Raw genomic sequence first — 13,940 nt, forward strand, 5'->3', positions numbered from 1 at the left:
GAAGGCGACTCCACGACTCAGCTGCGCGAGTCCGACTGCTCGCATGGTCCTTTGAGGACAGTAGAGGCCTCGGTGCCAACTCGTACGGCCGATGTGCGACGGACAGAACAATTTCGCCGGCCGGCGCTCCCGCGCTCTTCGCCCCCGCGACGAGGACGAGGGCCAGTCGAATTCAACCTCGACCTCGGGAGTTCACGACTTCTGACGCTCGTACGTCTCAGCCCGCTTTCGGAAGATGTCGCGAGGTTTCGGCTCCTTGGGGAGTAACATCCGCTGGATGTCCAGCACGACAGCGGAAGAGTCTGATTTCGATCTTTCCCGGGAGAGGATCACGGAACTCGCCGCACTCGCGGATGCCGCTGCCGCGGAAGCGAAGCGCGGCTGGTACGAGATCTCCTCCGCGCTCACGGACAAGCGCGGCGCAGCGGACGTCGACGCCATCGCGATCGCCTTCGACTACCGCCTGCAGGAGCGCATCGACGGGAACAGCAACCCCGTGTTCCACGCCGCACAGCTGACGCCTCTTGCGGAGCTGCCGACGTCCGTTGCGGACCTATGGGCGAACGTCGTGGGCGCCACCGCGTCGGTGCCGGTTCGCGCGCGCCTGCACGATCTCCTCTTCACCCTCGGCAGGCAGCCCAAGCACAAGCACGCCGACCAAGCCTGCCGGGCCTACCTGGAAGTGGGCGCGGGGAACTGGGGTTCGCTGTACCGCGTACGCGCCCTGGCCCGCGCGCTCGACATCGCCCGGCAGATGAACCGCAACGACCTTGCGGACGACGCGATGAAGCAGATCATCGCTAACGCCCGGGAGTCCCTCGACGGCGTTGAATGGCAGCCCGGCGTATCCCTGCGTCTGATCGGCCGCCTCGCCGAGGAGAAGAACCCGCCGACCGGTGTCGACGATCTCCTGGTGGAGGCGCGAGCACGTTACGCCGGAGACCCCTACATCGAGGTCGACGCGGCTATGTTGCAGCGCCGCCTCGCGAAGGGCGACAAGGACGCACTGGGGCGGATCGACCGGGAGGTCGTCGGGATCTGGACGAAGGCCGCAGAGGCGTCGACCGGGCTCCAGAGGCTGGGACATCTCACCAAGGCGGTCGACTATGCCAGAGACCACGGGCAGACCGGCCTACTCGCCGCGGCCACCACCGCCCTGCAGGCGATCGGCATCGATGACCTGGGGATGCAGACGTTCCGTGTCCCCGTCGAGATTCCCGACGAGAAGATCAGCAAGTGGATCGGCTACTTCACCCAGGGCGATGACTGGCGCGTATGTATCGCGCGGTTCGAGAACGGCGAGCACGGGACGCCTCCAACCGGCCGAACCGCGGAGAACCGCTCCCAGATGGCCAAGGACACCTCGCTGTACTCGATGATTCCGCACTCGAAGATCGGTGGTGACGGGCTCCCGCGGTGGGAACCGCAGAACGAGGACGACCAGGAAGAGCAACGTCTGTCCGATGTAGAGATGTTCAGGATGCAGCTGTGCGCGCCGCTGCTCGCCAAGGCGTTGCACGAAATCGGGGTCGTCCACCACCCGATCCGCGAGGAAGTCGAGGAGTTCTTCGCTGAACGGATCTTCCTGCCGCCGGACATCCCCCGGGTCTTGGCCGACGCATTGACGAGGTACTGGCGCCGAGACTACGAAGCCTGCGCCTACCTGCTCGCGCCGAAGATCGAGACGATGCTTCGCGTCCTCGCCAGGGCGATTGACGAGCCGGTTTACCTGACCCAGCGGAAGAACACTCCGGGGAAGTACGTCGGACTCGGGACTCTGATCTCGACGCTCGGTAAGCACGGCCTGGACGAGTCCTGGGGCAGGTACCTCTCCACACTGCTCGCCGGCCCGACGGGGTGGAATCTGCGGAACGAGCTGGCACACGGGTTCGTCGACGAGGTTTCCGCGCCCATGGCCGCGCTGCTGATCCAGGCGACGCTCTACGTCGCCAACCTCGCCCCGCGCGGACGAGCCGCCGCCGACGCCAGAGGCCGAATAGGCGCACCGCTCGAGGCGTGCATGCAGACCGGCCGCGGCCTGCGCCCCTTCGAGAGCACCGGGCAGCTGGCCACGACTCGCCGCCGCGGAGGCTTGGGAGCCGGCCGGACACAGAGTCGACCGTAGCGAGCGGCGCCGAGTTCGCCCCGTCCTACGGGTTACGCTGCGCGTCGGCGAACCGCTCCTCCAAGAGTTCGTACTTGCCGAGGACGATGTCGTCCTGCTGCCGAAGTAGCGGACGAACCGGCCACCCCTCCGGCCGGGCACGGTAGCCTTTAAGCACCCCGTTCTGCGTACGACGCGTCGCAGAACGTCGTACGGACCCACCCTGCCTGGCCACGGTTCGGCATGCCGCGTCGCTGCGTGGCACGCCGTGGTCTGCTGGTGCACGAAGCCGGGCAGCGTTGCGCCTATCCTTGGACGATCGTCAAGATAGACACTAAATCGCCCCTACTCATGGGTAGCAAAAAAGCCCAGGTCATCGACCTGGGCTTTGCTCCCCCGCTTGGACTCGAACCAAGAACCCTCCGGTTAACAGCCGAATGCTCTGCCAGTTGAGCTACAGGGGAATGTTGCTCACTTCCGGTGCCGGTCTCTCCGACCGACAAGAAGAACTTTAGACCATGCCCCGGAAGCGCCGCACACCACCCCCCACTTAGCGCAACCGCCCCCGCGGCGGCGGTTTTCCTGGACAATGGACAGTCGGACGACCTAACGACGGAAGGATGCGGATGAAGAAGTTCCTGCTGGGGGCAGGCCTGGGGTACGTACTGGGCGCCAAGGCAGGCCGGGGGCGGTACGAGCAGCTCGTGCGCACCTACCGCCGGGTCGTCGACCACCCGATGGTCCAGGGTGCCGCCGGTGTTGCGCGTGCCAAGATCGGGGAGAAGCTCAAGCGCTGACTCGGGCCACGAAGAACACCCGGCGGAACTCGAACCACGTGACGCCGTCGGGTCGGGGCGGGTACGCGGAGTCCAACAGCGGTGCCAAAGCCGCGCGGAACTCCGCCCACTCATCGTCGGGCAGGGCCGCGCGGATCGGGCGCAACGCCGTCCCGGTGATCCACTCCAGCACCGGGGACGGGCCGCGCAACGGCTGCACGTACGTCGTCTCCCAGGCGTCGACCTCGCAGCCCGCGTCGGCCAGGAGGTTCGCGTACTCCAGGGGGCTCGACACCGCGTCGTCCTCGCGCAGCACCACCTCCGCCAGGCGGGATGCCCAGGTCGGGGACGCCGCCAGCTCGCGGGTCAGCACGTGCGAAGGTGCGGTGAAATTGCCCGGCACCTGCACCGCCAGCCAGGCGCCCGCAGGCAACCCCGAGGCCCAGCGGCGCAGCAACGCAGCGTGGTCCGGCACCCACTGCAGGACGGCGTTCGACACCACGACGTCCGTGTCGGGCGACGGTGTCCAATCGCGGACGTCGAGCAGGCTCACGTCGAGGCCGCGGGCGCGTGCTGCCGCCACCATTTCGGGTGAACTGTCGCTGCACTCCAGGGTCGCCGACGGCCAGCGGTCACGCAGGGACACCGTCAGGTTGCCCGGGCCGCAGCCGAGGTCCACCACGCGCCGCGGGGACGTGGCGCCGATGCGCGACACCAGGTCGTGGAACGGCCGGGCCCGCAGGTCGGCGTAGTCGAGGTACTTGCCCGGATCCCACACGGCGGCCTCCCACAGAAAACAGTACGCCTGTACTGAGTACGAGCGTACTGCTACTCCGCCGGGTTGACCAGCTTCGCGGCGACCTGCTCGGCGATGGCCTCGACCAGCGCGACGTCGGTGCCCGGGTCCGGCCGGACCTGCAGCACGGTGCCGTCGCGGCCGGGCACCTTGCGCTGGACGAACCACGCTCCCCCGGCCCCGATCTCCTGCCGGTGCCGCGAGCGGATCGAACCCTCCACGCGCTGGTAGGCCTCGCGCGGCAGCTTGCCCGGCGACGGCAGCCGGAACCGGACCGGCGGGAGGTCGGCCAGCACGACCGCCGAGCCCGCCTTCCCCGCCTCGGACGACTCCGTCAGCGTGAACACGCCGTCCGCCCAGGCCGCCTTGCCGATGAGGTGCCAGCCGACGCGGCGGGCCCCCTCCCCGGCCGGGATCCACAGGCCCAGCGCCGTCACGACCAGGTGGCCGCCGCCCTCGACCGGGGCGCTGACGACGACGTCCTCGCCGGGTTCCAGGGTGGCGGCGAACCCGTCGGGCGTGCGGTCGCCCAGCAGCCGGCGCAGGAAGCTCATCTCAGCTCCACGCGCCGGCGGCCGCCTGCTCGCCGAGCGACTTCTTGTACTGCTCCAACGCGACGAGGTCGCCGAACAGCGCTCGGTAGTCGTCCGGGGCCTCGACCGGCGACAGCCGCTGCAGCTTGCCCTTGATCTCCGCGATCTGCCGCCCGACCAGGCTCTCCTGCAGCCGCGCGAGGATCGACGAGATGTACCGGGAGTCGACCTCGTCCTTGGCCTGCAACGGTTCCACGGCCAGCTCCGACAGCACCCGCCGGACCGTCCCTTCCGGACAGTGCGGGGCGGCCGCGTCCAGCAGCGCCGGCCCGGTCAGGCCCGATCCCGCGCCGCCGGCCTTCAGCACGGCTTCGTGGACGGCCACGTACACCGGGTGCGTGAAGGCTTCCAGCGGCAGCGCGTCGTACTCCGGCCCGGCGATCGCGGGCTGCTGCAGCGCCGCCTTGAGCGCCTCGCGCTGCACGGCGAACCGCGGGTCCTTCGGGGCCGGGCGGGCGACGTCCTGGGTGGGCGCCGCCGGGGCCGCCTGGGCCCGCGCCGGCTGCCGGACGGGGGCGCCGCCGCGCTTGTCGGTCGCACCCGCCGAGCCGCGGACGCGGTTGACCACCTGCGCGACGTCCTGCCAGCCCACCCACCAGGCGAGCTTCGACGCGTAGCCGTCGCGGGCCGCGCGGTCCTTGATCGACGCCACCATCGGCACGGTCTTCTGCAGCGCCGCGACCTGGCCGTCGACCGAGTCGAGGTCGTAGTTCTTGAGCGTGCTGCGGATGACGAACTCGAACAGCGGCGTCCGCCGCGCGACCAGGTCCTTCACCGCGCTGTCGCCCTTGGCCAGGCGCAGTTCGCAGGGGTCCATGCCGTCCGGCGCGACCGCGATGTACGTCTGGCCGGCGAACGTCTGGTCGCCCTCGAACGCCTTCAGCGCCGCCTTCTGGCCCGCTTCGTCGCCGTCGAAGGTGAAGATGACTTCGCCGCGGAAGGCGTCGTCGTCCATCATCAGCCGGCGGAGCACCTTCATGTGGTCTTCGCCGAACGCCGTGCCCGACGACGCCACGGCCGTCGGCACGCCCGCCGCGTGCATCGCCATCACGTCGGTGTAGCCCTCGACCACGACGACCTGGTGCCGCTTCGCGATCTCGCGCTTGGCCAGGTCGAGGCCGAACATGACCTGGGACTTCTTGTAGATCGGCGACTCGGCGGTGTTGAGGTACTTCGCCGAGATGCGGTCGTCTTCGAACAGCCGCCGCGCGCCGAAGCCGACGACGTCGTTGCCGACGTCGCGGATCGGCCAGACCAGCCGCCGGTGGAACCGGTCCATCGGGCCGCGCTGGCCCTCCTTGGACAGCCCCGCCGTGAGGAGCTCCTTGACCTCGAACCCGCGGTTGAGCAGGAACTTCGTCAGCTTGTCCCAGCCGCCGGGTGCGTACCCGCAGCCGAACGTCTTCGCCATCGCGGCGTCGAACCCGCGCTCGGACAGGAAGTCGCGTGCCGCGCGGGCCTCGTCGGTGACCAGTTGCTCGGCGTAGAACTCCTGGGCCAGCCGGTGGGCCTCGACCAGCCGGGTGCGGCTGCCGCGGTCGCGCTGGATCGTCGCGCCGCCGCCCTCGTAGGTGAGCCGGATGCCGACCCGGTCGGCCAGCCGCTCGACGGCTTCGACGAACGAGATCAGGTCGATCTTCTGGATGAACTTGATCACGTCGCCGCCCTCGCCACAGCCGAAGCAGTGGAAGGTCCCGTGCGTCGGGCGGACGTTGAACGACGGGGTCTTCTCGTTGTGGAACGGGCAGAGGCCCTTCAGGCTGCCCCCACCGGCGCGGCGCAGCGCCACGTACTCCCCGACGACCTCGTCGATCCGGTTCCGCTCGCGCACCTCCGCGATGTCGCTCTCCCGAATCCGTCCTGCCACGCAGCCCACTCTAGTCTTTCCCGTTTCCCGGCTCCTCCCGTGTGCGGCACACTCGGGACATGGCCTCCACGACCACCACCCAGGACTCCCTCGCCGCGCAGTTCGCCGAGCACCGCAGTCACCTGATCGGGGTGGCCTACCGGCTGACCGGCACCCGCGCCGACGCCGAGGACGCCGTCCAGGAGTCCTGGTTCCGGCTGGCCGGGCTGGACGACGCCGGCCGGGCGGGGATCCGCGACCTGCGGGCCTGGCTGACCACGGTCGTCGGCCGGATCTGCCTCGACCGGCTCAAGTCGGCCGCCGCGCAGCGGGAGCGCTACGTCGGCAACTGGCTGCCCGAACCGGTCGTCACGCCGTTCGGGCGGCCGGTGAGCGAGGACCCGCTGGACGTCGCCGTCCGCGACGACGGCCTGCGGATGGCCGCGCTGGTCGTCCTCGACAAGCTGACGCCGGAGCAGCGCGTCGCGTTCGTCCTGCACGACGCCTTCTCGGTGCCCTTCGCCGAGATCGCGGACGCGCTCGGCGTCTCGGTCGACGCCGCGCGCCAGTACGCCTCCCGCGGCCGCAAGGCCCTCGCCGACGCCGACCCGGCACCGCGCGTCCCGCTCGACGACCAGGCGAAGGTCCTCGAGAAGTTCGTCGTCGCGCTGCAGGCCGGCGACGTCCGGGCGATGACCGAGCTGCTCGCCCCGGACGTCGTGCTCATCGGCGACTCGAACGGCAAGGGCCGCACCACGCGCCAGCTCATCGTCGGCGCGGACAAGATCGCCCGGTTCTTCATCGGTCTCACGAGCAAGTACCCGCCCGGCGTCCTCACCGGTGGCACGCCGGTGCTCGTCAACGGCGATCTGGGCGTGTACCTCGCGCCGCAGCCGGGCGAGGACGGCTTCTTCGCCCTCGACGAGCACGTGCAGGCGATGACGGTCCGCGACGGGAAGATCGTCGCGATCTACGACGTCGTCAACCCGGACAAGCTGGCCCGGATCACGCGTCCCGGCGACGCACCTTCGTGATCCCGGCGGCCAGCAGGAGCACGGCGAAGGCGCCGAAGTAGGCGAGCGCCCAGCCCGGGCTCAGCGGCGAGTCGGACAGCACGGCCGCGTTGCCGCCGTCCCGGCCCGCGTTCGCCTCGCCGCTCCCGCTGAGGAACTTCGTGACGGCGTTCAGCGGCAGCCACCGGTGGATCTCCTGCCCGGCCCGCGGGATCAGCTGGACGACGTTCTCCGCCATCAGCGGGTAGGCGACGACCACGGCCACGGCGCCGGCCGTGTGGCGCACGAGCAGGCCGACGCCGACCCCGCAGACGGCGGCCAGTGCGAACACCGGTCCGGTGCCGGCGACGATCCGCCAGTCCGCGGCGCTGTCCAGGGCCAGGTCGGCGTCCGGGGCGAGGACCCTTGCCACCAGCCAGGCCGCGAACGCGGCGGCCTCGCCGAGCCCGAACGCGTACCCGGCGACGAGCGCACCCTTGGCCAGCAGCACCGGCGTCCGGCTCGGCACGACCTGGAAGGTGCCGTGGATCGTGCCGGAGTGGTACTCGCTGGTCACGGCGAGCGCGCCCAGCACCAGCACGGCCACCAGGGCCAGCTGGTAACCGAACTGCGTGCTCGCGACCGTCGGCGGCAGGCGCGACTCGGTGGCGGTGAGTGCGGTGAGCGCGGCCGGGAAGGCCAGCGCGACCACGGTGAAGACACCGCACACCCAGGGCGTGGCGATGCTGAAGAGCTTGATCCGTTCACTGGCGACGAGGTGCATGGGCAGAACGGTCCCGCGGCAGACCCCGCCGGCGCGTCCCACCGGGGTCGGGTTCGGCGCCTCCTACGGGAGCGGGACCCGGCACGCGTCGCCGGAGGTGAAGCCCTGGTCGACGATGCCGAGCGCGCTGTTCATCCGGGCGCGGGAGTTCTCCAGCGCGATCTGGTAGGTCAGCTCGAGGACGCCGGCGCGGCCGAACTCGCGCTCGAGCTCGGCGACCTGCTCGTCGGTCACGGTCACCTGGTCACCGGACATCGCGTCGGCGTAGGCGAGCGCCAGCCGCTCCTGGTGGCTGAAGGCGGGCGAGGTCGCGTAGTCGTCGATCTTCTTGAGCCGCTCGATGTCGAGGCCGTCGTGCTTCTGCAGCATGGTGCCGAAGTCGACGCACCAGGAGCAGCCGATCCGCGTCGCGACCCGGTAGACGGCGAGCTCGCGCACGTTCGCCGGGATCTTCGTCGACGCGCGTTCGGCCAGCAGCTCGTGCACCACGGACGTCCGCAGCAGCCCGGGGTGGTGCGCGGTGACGGCCAGCGGCTCGGGCACGGCGCCGAAGCGGCGGCCGGCGAACCGGTAGGCGAGCTTGAGGAACAGCCCGGCCTCGGACGTCTTCTTCGCGGGGATGCGCGGCATTTCGGTCTCCTTCGTCTCGGTCCTACGAGCTGGACGAGACGGCTCCCGAAGACGTGACAGCGGGCGCTGTGAGCCAGGCCACGAGCAGGATCGCGGCCGCGGCGGCGAACACGACGGTGAGCCCGGCCGCGCCGAGGCCACCGGCCGTGGCCAGCGCGAGCCAGCCGAAGACCGCGGTCCCGGCCAGCCCGCCGGCCTGCCGGGCGAAGGTCAGCGACCCCAACGTGACGCCCATCAGGTCCCGCTGCGCGCGGGTCTGGCCCAGCACCGTGTACGCGGAGGTGCAGACCGCGAAGGCGGCTCCGATCGCGAACAGCCCGGGCGCGAGGAGCCAGGGGTTGCCGTCCAGCGCGGCCGCGACGGCGACACCGGCGAGCCCGGCGGTGCCGAGCAGGCAGCCGAACCGGCCCCACGCCGGCATCTCGGGGTGGTTCCGAGCCAGCGCGGCGAAGGAAACCGACAGCGCGAGCTGGCCGGCGGTCATCGCTACGAGCAGCAAGCCGGTGCCTGCCGCGTTCGCGCGCAGCGCCGCGACCAGCGCGACGTAGGTGAAGGTGCCGTAGAGGGCGGCGCCCGCGAGCCCGTTGACCACCACCGCGCGCGCCAGGACGGCGTCGGCGAAGACCTTCGGCGAGATCAGCGGGCTCGGCACCCGGCGCTGCCTGCGCACGAACAGGAAACCGGTGAGCACGGCGGCGCCCACCAGCAGCGGTGTCCACAGTGGACTGCGAGCGAGGTCGTCGAACGTGCCGAGCGCGACCACGGCCGACCCCGCCACCACCAGCAGGACGCTGCTCCGGCCGTCGAACTCGCCGGTCGCGTGCCGGGGCCGGGCGGGCAAGCCGCGCAGGCCGAGGACCAGGGCCGGCACGCAAAGGGGCAGGTTGACCAGGAAGATCCACCGCCAGCCGGGGCCGGCCGCGAGCAGCCCGCCCAGCGGCGGCCCACCCAGGGTGGCGGCCGCGAAGACGGCCGTCTGCCAGCCCTGGCGGCGCAGCAGCTCGTCGCGGTCGAACAGCTCGCCGAGCGCGCTCATCGCCGTGACGACCAGGCCGCTGCCGCCCAGCCCCTGCAGCGCGCGGGCGGCGATCAGCGACCCGACGCCGGGTGCGGCGGCGCACCACGCCGACCCGGCGGCGAACACGAGAACGGACAGCGCGAAGGAGACCCGGCGGCCGTACAGGTCACCGAGCCTGCCGTGCAGCGGCGTCGCGACGGTCAGGGTCAGCAGGCCGGCGGCGGTGACCGCGACGAGCCCGGTGCGCGCGTGCAGGTCGGCACCGATCGAGGGCAGGGCCGCGGTGAGGACCAGGCCGTCCAGCTGGGCCATGGCCATGCCGAGCAGCAGGCCGGCGTAGGCGAGGTTCCGAGATGCGTGCATAAAGCACACGTTATAGCGTGTCTTATGCACACATCAAGCGAGGGTGGCCCGGCCCTGTTCCGCTTGGTCCGGCACTGGGCCCGCCAGTGGGGCCCGGACGTCGTCGAGCGCTTCGGCGAGGACTCCCCGCCGTCGTGGACGGTGCCGAACCTCTTCGTCATCCAGGCGGTCGACGGCACGGCCGGTGCCGAGGTGACGGTCGCGGACGTGGCCCGCCAGCTGGGCATCGACCGCTCGGTGGCCAGCCGGATGGTGACCGAGGCGGCACGGGCGGGCTTCGTCGAGCGCTCGACGTCGACCCGCGACGCCCGCCGCGCGGTGCTGACCCTCACGGACCCGGCGAAGGAGTTCCTCGACGCTGTGCGGGCGCACCAGCGCCAGGCGTTCGAGGGGCTGGTGGGTCACTGGGCGGAAGAAGACCGCGAGCGGTTCGCCGGTTACCTGGGCCGGCTCGCGGACGAGGTCCTCGGCTGACCCCCGGCGGCTACTCCCCCGAGCTGCCGTCGATCGACTCGCGGATCAGGTCGGCGTGGCCGTTGTGCCGGCAGTACTCCTCGACCATGTGGACCAGGATCCAGCGCAGGCTCGGCGTGCTGCCGTCACGCAGGGCGCGCCGGGCCCGCCGCGAGAGGTCGCCGTCCGCCTCGGCCAGCGCCGCGCGCGACCGCTTGACGGCGTCCTCCCAGAGGCCCACCAGCTGGTCCGGGGTGTCGTCCGCGGCGGATTCCCAGTCCCAGTCCGGCGTGGCCCTCCAGTCGACCGCGTCGAACGGCGCCATCCGGTCGCGGCCCCGCAGCACGTACGAGAACCAGTGGTCCTCCACGTAGGCCAGGTGCTTGAGCAGCCCGCCGAGCGTCATCGAGGACGGCGGGTGCGTCGCGCGCAGGCCCGCGCTGTCCAGCCCGGCGCACTTCCAGGCCAGGGTCGCGCGGTGGAAGTCCAGGAAACCCAGCAGCGTGGTGACTTCGTCGCCGTCGAGGGGCGGCTCGGGCCGGCCCTGTTCGTCCACAGTGGTCACGAGGCCGACGCCGTCAGCGGGCGGACGTCCCAGACCCACACCCCGCCGACGAACTCCGCCGGCTTGCGCAGCAGCAGCTCCACAGTGGACTTCAGGGCCTCCTGGTGCTGCCGCGGCCCGACCACGAGCACGCTCGCCTTCCAGGCCCGCAGGTCCGCGAGCGCCTGCGTGCGCTCGGCTTCGGTGACCTGCGCCGCCTGCCCGGTGCGCTCCACCTCCGCGAACAGGTCCGACGTCGGCAGCGGGACGGCGCCGTAGCGGCCGCGGCGGTCGTCCGGCGAGGTCGGGCCGACGAAGTAGCCCTCCGGCATCGGGTAGCCGAGGCCGGCGTCGACCTGCCAGTGCAGCGGCTCGGCCTCCCCGGTGCTCGGCAGCGGCACCGGCACCAGCGAACCGCCGGGGGTGACGTACTGGCGCCAGATCCCGTCGGCGAAGAACGGCGGCGAGAGGGGACGCTGGTGCGTCACCAGCTCGGTCGGCGCGATCGGCAGCAGCACCGCGACCACCGCGCCGATCCAGATCATCTTCAGCGGGAACCGTTGCTTGCCGTCGAGCGGTTCCGGTTGCTCGGCCGCCGCGGTCCACACGCGGTGCGTCGCGATCGCCAGCAACGCGCCCACCACCGGGATGCAGCCCATCGCCAGGCGGGATTCGAGCAGCGAGTCGAGCAGCGGCAGCTGGCCCAGCCACTTCCACAGCCCGGGGATGCCGGTGTCCTCGTGCGCCACCGTGATCTCGATGCCCAGCGAGAGGAACGCCATCACGTACATCGTGATGGCGAGCGCCCGCGAAACGACGTCACGCCACAGCCAGATCGTCAGCACCACCATGAGCACGATCAGCGGCCAGCCGAAGAACGCGTTCTCCTCGGTGCGGTTCATCGACACGTCCGCGGCCGCTTCGGGCGCGCCGGCGATCGACTGCGTCGCGAAGCGCGTGAACGCCGCCGTGTCGTTGCCCGCCGAGCCGTGCAGCAGCGAGTGGAAGCTCTGCGGGCCGAAGAACTGCCAGTACAGCGGGAAGCCGGTGATCAGCAGGGCGACGACCGCGCCGATCCCGATGCCCTTGCCCAGCGGGGCCAGCATGCCGCGGATCTCCGCGCGGCGCGGGACGAGGTAGGCGACCGCGAACACGATGAAGGCGATGGCGAAGATGGCGAGCGGCTCTTCGCCGAGCAGGATCTGCCAGGCGACGAGCAGCCCGAGCACGATCCCGTTGCGCACCGGGCGTTCGCCGCGCGCGACCTGGATCGTCTTGAGCGCGATGAACGGCAGCACGAACAGCACGACGAAGTTCGGGTGCGCGTTGCCGTGGGAGATCATCGGCGGCGCGAAGCCGGAGAACGCGCCGCCGATCGCGGCCGCCGTCCGGTTGGGCACCAGGTGCCGGGAGAACACCCAGTACCAGCCGATCGCGGTGCCAGCGAGCCCGGCCGTGAGCACGATCGCCCAGGTGAGCGTGGCACCGAAGGTCAGCGTGAGTGGCGCGAGCGGGATGTTGAGCCCGAACATCGCCGCGTTCGCCGCCATGTTGACGCCGAGCGGGTAGTTCTGCAAGTCCGTGGTGAACGGGTTCTCGAAGTGCAGGACGGCCTTCGCGACGACCGTCGAGTACCACTCCCACTGGCTCTGGTCGGCGCCGCCGTTCCAGAGGTAGCCGCGCTTGAGGTCGAACCACAGCCCGTTGTAGAGCAGGATCGTGAAGAGCAGGAACCCGCCGGCGATGGCGGAGTCCTGCCAAGCCCAGCGCTTCGGGCCTTCCGGCGGTTCGGGAGCGGGCGGCACCAGCTCGGGAACGGCTTCGGACTTCAGGCTCACGGTTCGACCACCCTGGCGAGGAAGTAGAGCGCTCCGGTACCGGCGTGCCGGACCAGCAGCAGGAACGGCCGGTCCACCGTGACGGCGACCGGGTCGTCGATCATCATCGAGGTGAGGCGCATGACCAGCGCGGTGGCCGCGGCCCCCTCGAAGCCTTGTTCGTCGACGCGCAGCACGGCCTGGTGCAGCACCTCGGACACGGTCAGCCGCGGATCCGGCGAGAGCCCGGACAGGTCGGCGTCGTCGGTGAAGATCGTGCGCACGCCGAGCCCGCCCAGCACGCCGGCGAGCTTGCTGGACACGTCGAGCGAAATCTTGGGGAGCGCGAGTTCCACCCGCTTGAAGCGGATCTTGCCGAGCAGGCTCGCCAGGGTGGTGTGGTCGAGCCGGCTTTCCGCTTCGGCGAGGTCGCCGTCGGGCAGCAGCACGACGGCCTGCAGGCCACCGGCCGCGGCCAGCTGCACCGCCTGCCAGCCGCCGGCGTGCGCGTAGCCGAGGTTCTCGCCGAGCCACATGGTCGGCACGTCCCGGGTGCCGGACGGCGCGTGGAACGGCGCGTCGCTGGTGTTGGCTTCGCGGAACGGCAGTTTCCACGCGGCCTTCAGGTAGAGCGCGTTGACGAGCACGGCGGCGACGTCGGAGTCGATCGAGCCGGGCGGCAGCAACTGCGGGATCAGCCCGCGCGTGGTGCGCCCGACGTCGTCGTTGATGAGGGCGCGGGCGGTTTCGGGCTCCTTTTCGAAGGGCGCGCTCGCGACGGCGGCACCGGGCCACTCGGCGAGTGCGCCCTTGAAGGAGTCTTCGAGCGGGAGCCGGTCGTCGGCCCACAGCGTGTTGGCGACGGCCAGCTCGGGTTCGTCGTCGGCCAGGCGGGTGGCCTCCCGCAGCAGGACGGTGTGCTCGTCGGGGTCACCGAGCAGCGCGACGAGCTCGTCCCGCGTCTGCCCCCGCGCGGCGCGCGCGGCGAGGGTCAGCGCACTGGCCACCGAATACGGCGAGAAGCAGGTGTTCCCGCCCCCGGCACCGAGGGCCGCGTGGACGGCGAGGGCGAACCGGAGGTGGCTGTCCGTGGCCATGCGGGCGAGACTACCGGAACGCCACCCCCCACCGGCCGCCCACGCGCAACTCCGCCCAAGGATGACAAAACTCGCGAAATTTTCGCGGCGGCCACCGGATGTCAGGAAAGGGTCGTTCATGTCGCCG

The 13,940-nt window shown here is 71.1% G+C and carries 13 protein-coding genes and 1 tRNA gene; 4 read left to right on the forward strand and 10 right to left on the reverse strand.

Annotated features, from left to right (window positions below):
• Nucleotides 1-277: 277 nt before the first annotated feature.
• Nucleotides 278-2,125, forward strand: a complete 1,848-nt coding sequence (locus BLW76_RS35715; protein ID WP_167384857.1) for a DUF4209 domain-containing protein — start codon at nucleotides 278-280, stop codon at nucleotides 2,123-2,125.
• Nucleotides 2,126-2,495: 370 nt separating this feature from the next.
• On the opposite strand, the gene BLW76_RS35720 is transcribed toward BLW76_RS35715, so the two are convergent.
• A tRNA-Asn gene (locus BLW76_RS35720) sits at nucleotides 2,496-2,568 on the reverse strand.
• Between the two features lie 162 nt (nucleotides 2,569-2,730).
• On the opposite strand from BLW76_RS35720, the gene BLW76_RS48985 reads away from it, so the two are divergent.
• The gene (locus tag BLW76_RS48985; RefSeq protein WP_003097798.1) at nucleotides 2,731-2,901 is read left to right on the forward strand and encodes a hypothetical protein; all 171 of its coding nucleotides are present in this window, start codon (nucleotides 2,731-2,733) and stop codon (nucleotides 2,899-2,901) included.
• On the opposite strand, the gene BLW76_RS35725 is transcribed toward BLW76_RS48985, so the two are convergent.
• The 3 genes from BLW76_RS35725 to dnaG are packed head-to-tail and all read right to left on the reverse strand — an operon-like array spanning nucleotide 2,891 to nucleotide 6,145.
• Nucleotides 2,891-3,658 carry a trans-aconitate 2-methyltransferase gene (locus BLW76_RS35725; RefSeq protein ID WP_091315930.1) on the reverse strand — a complete coding sequence of 256 codons (768 nt, stop codon included), beginning with the start codon at nucleotides 3,656-3,658 and terminating at the stop codon, nucleotides 2,891-2,893. The genes BLW76_RS48985 and BLW76_RS35725 overlap by 11 nt on opposite strands.
• A 50-nt stretch (nucleotides 3,659-3,708) precedes the next feature.
• Nucleotides 3,709-4,230, reverse strand: a complete 522-nt coding sequence (locus tag BLW76_RS35730; protein ID WP_208613461.1) for a hypothetical protein — start codon at nucleotides 4,228-4,230, stop codon at nucleotides 3,709-3,711.
• Between the two features lies 1 nt (nucleotide 4,231).
• On the reverse strand, nucleotides 4,232-6,145 hold the full coding sequence (gene dnaG, locus BLW76_RS35735; protein WP_091315933.1) for a DNA primase: 1,914 nt from the start codon (nucleotides 6,143-6,145) through the stop codon (nucleotides 4,232-4,234).
• A 50-nt stretch (nucleotides 6,146-6,195) separates the two neighbouring features.
• Between dnaG and BLW76_RS35740 the strand changes: the two genes are divergently transcribed.
• Entirely contained in the window at nucleotides 6,196-7,149 is a 954-nt protein-coding gene (locus tag BLW76_RS35740) for a sigma-70 family RNA polymerase sigma factor (protein WP_091315934.1), read from the forward strand.
• Here BLW76_RS35740 and BLW76_RS35745 read toward each other — a convergent pair.
• The 3 genes from BLW76_RS35745 to BLW76_RS35755 all read right to left on the reverse strand — a co-directional run bounded on the left by BLW76_RS35745 (nucleotide 7,121) and on the right by BLW76_RS35755 (nucleotide 9,902).
• On the reverse strand, nucleotides 7,121-7,891 hold the full coding sequence (locus tag BLW76_RS35745; RefSeq protein WP_091315937.1) for a hypothetical protein: 771 nt from the start codon (nucleotides 7,889-7,891) through the stop codon (nucleotides 7,121-7,123). The genes BLW76_RS35740 and BLW76_RS35745 overlap by 29 nt on opposite strands.
• A 63-nt stretch (nucleotides 7,892-7,954) precedes the next feature.
• Complete coding sequence (locus BLW76_RS35750; protein WP_091315938.1) at nucleotides 7,955-8,521, reverse strand: carboxymuconolactone decarboxylase family protein; 567 nt, start codon at nucleotides 8,519-8,521, stop codon at nucleotides 7,955-7,957.
• 22 nt (nucleotides 8,522-8,543) lie between these two features.
• Nucleotides 8,544-9,902, reverse strand: coding sequence for an MFS transporter (locus tag BLW76_RS35755; protein ID WP_091315941.1), 1,359 nt, complete (start codon nucleotides 9,900-9,902; stop codon nucleotides 8,544-8,546).
• 24 nt (nucleotides 9,903-9,926) lie between these two features.
• On the opposite strand from BLW76_RS35755, the gene BLW76_RS35760 reads away from it, so the two are divergent.
• A complete protein-coding gene (locus BLW76_RS35760; RefSeq protein ID WP_091315942.1) occupies nucleotides 9,927-10,376 on the forward strand; it encodes a MarR family winged helix-turn-helix transcriptional regulator in 450 nt (149 codons plus the stop codon).
• A gap of 10 nt (nucleotides 10,377-10,386) precedes the next feature.
• Here the strand turns inward: BLW76_RS35760 and BLW76_RS35765 are convergent, their stop codons facing one another.
• From BLW76_RS35765 to BLW76_RS35775, 3 genes are read right to left on the reverse strand one after another with little or no spacing between them, the layout of a single operon-like run.
• Nucleotides 10,387-10,920, reverse strand: coding sequence for a DinB family protein (locus BLW76_RS35765; protein WP_091320303.1), 534 nt, complete (start codon nucleotides 10,918-10,920; stop codon nucleotides 10,387-10,389).
• Entirely contained in the window at nucleotides 10,917-12,737 is a 1,821-nt protein-coding gene (locus BLW76_RS35770; protein ID WP_244170473.1) for a glycosyl transferase, read from the reverse strand. Before BLW76_RS35770 ends, BLW76_RS35765 begins: the two co-directional genes overlap by 4 nt.
• Complete coding sequence (locus tag BLW76_RS35775) at nucleotides 12,734-13,813, reverse strand: serpin family protein (RefSeq protein WP_091315945.1); 1,080 nt, start codon at nucleotides 13,811-13,813, stop codon at nucleotides 12,734-12,736. Before BLW76_RS35775 ends, BLW76_RS35770 begins: the two co-directional genes overlap by 4 nt.
• Nucleotides 13,814-13,940 lie beyond the last annotated feature (127 nt).

Source organism: Amycolatopsis tolypomycina, assembly GCF_900105945.1.
Classification (GTDB): Bacteria; Actinomycetota; Actinomycetes; order Mycobacteriales; family Pseudonocardiaceae; genus Amycolatopsis; species Amycolatopsis tolypomycina.

Excerpts from the sequence above, each read along its gene's own strand:
- BLW76_RS35745 (WP_091315937.1), bottom strand. The coding sequence starts at position 7,891 with ATGCACCTCGTCGCCAGTGAACGGATCAAGCTCTTCAGCATCGCCACG.
- BLW76_RS35755 (WP_091315941.1), bottom strand. The coding sequence starts at position 9,902 with ATGCACGCATCTCGGAACCTCGCCTACGCCGGCCTGCTGCTCGGCATG.
- BLW76_RS35730 (WP_208613461.1), bottom strand. The coding sequence starts at position 4,230 with ATGAGCTTCCTGCGCCGGCTGCTGGGCGACCGCACGCCCGACGGGTTC.
- BLW76_RS35750 (WP_091315938.1), bottom strand. The coding sequence starts at position 8,521 with ATGCCGCGCATCCCCGCGAAGAAGACGTCCGAGGCCGGGCTGTTCCTC.
- BLW76_RS35740 (WP_091315934.1), top strand. The coding sequence starts at position 6,196 with ATGGCCTCCACGACCACCACCCAGGACTCCCTCGCCGCGCAGTTCGCC.
- BLW76_RS35760 (WP_091315942.1), top strand. The coding sequence starts at position 9,927 with ATGCACACATCAAGCGAGGGTGGCCCGGCCCTGTTCCGCTTGGTCCGG.
- BLW76_RS35715 (WP_167384857.1), top strand. The coding sequence starts at position 278 with ATGTCCAGCACGACAGCGGAAGAGTCTGATTTCGATCTTTCCCGGGAG.
- BLW76_RS48985 (WP_003097798.1), top strand. The coding sequence starts at position 2,731 with ATGAAGAAGTTCCTGCTGGGGGCAGGCCTGGGGTACGTACTGGGCGCC.
- BLW76_RS35775 (WP_091315945.1), bottom strand. The coding sequence starts at position 13,813 with ATGGCCACGGACAGCCACCTCCGGTTCGCCCTCGCCGTCCACGCGGCC.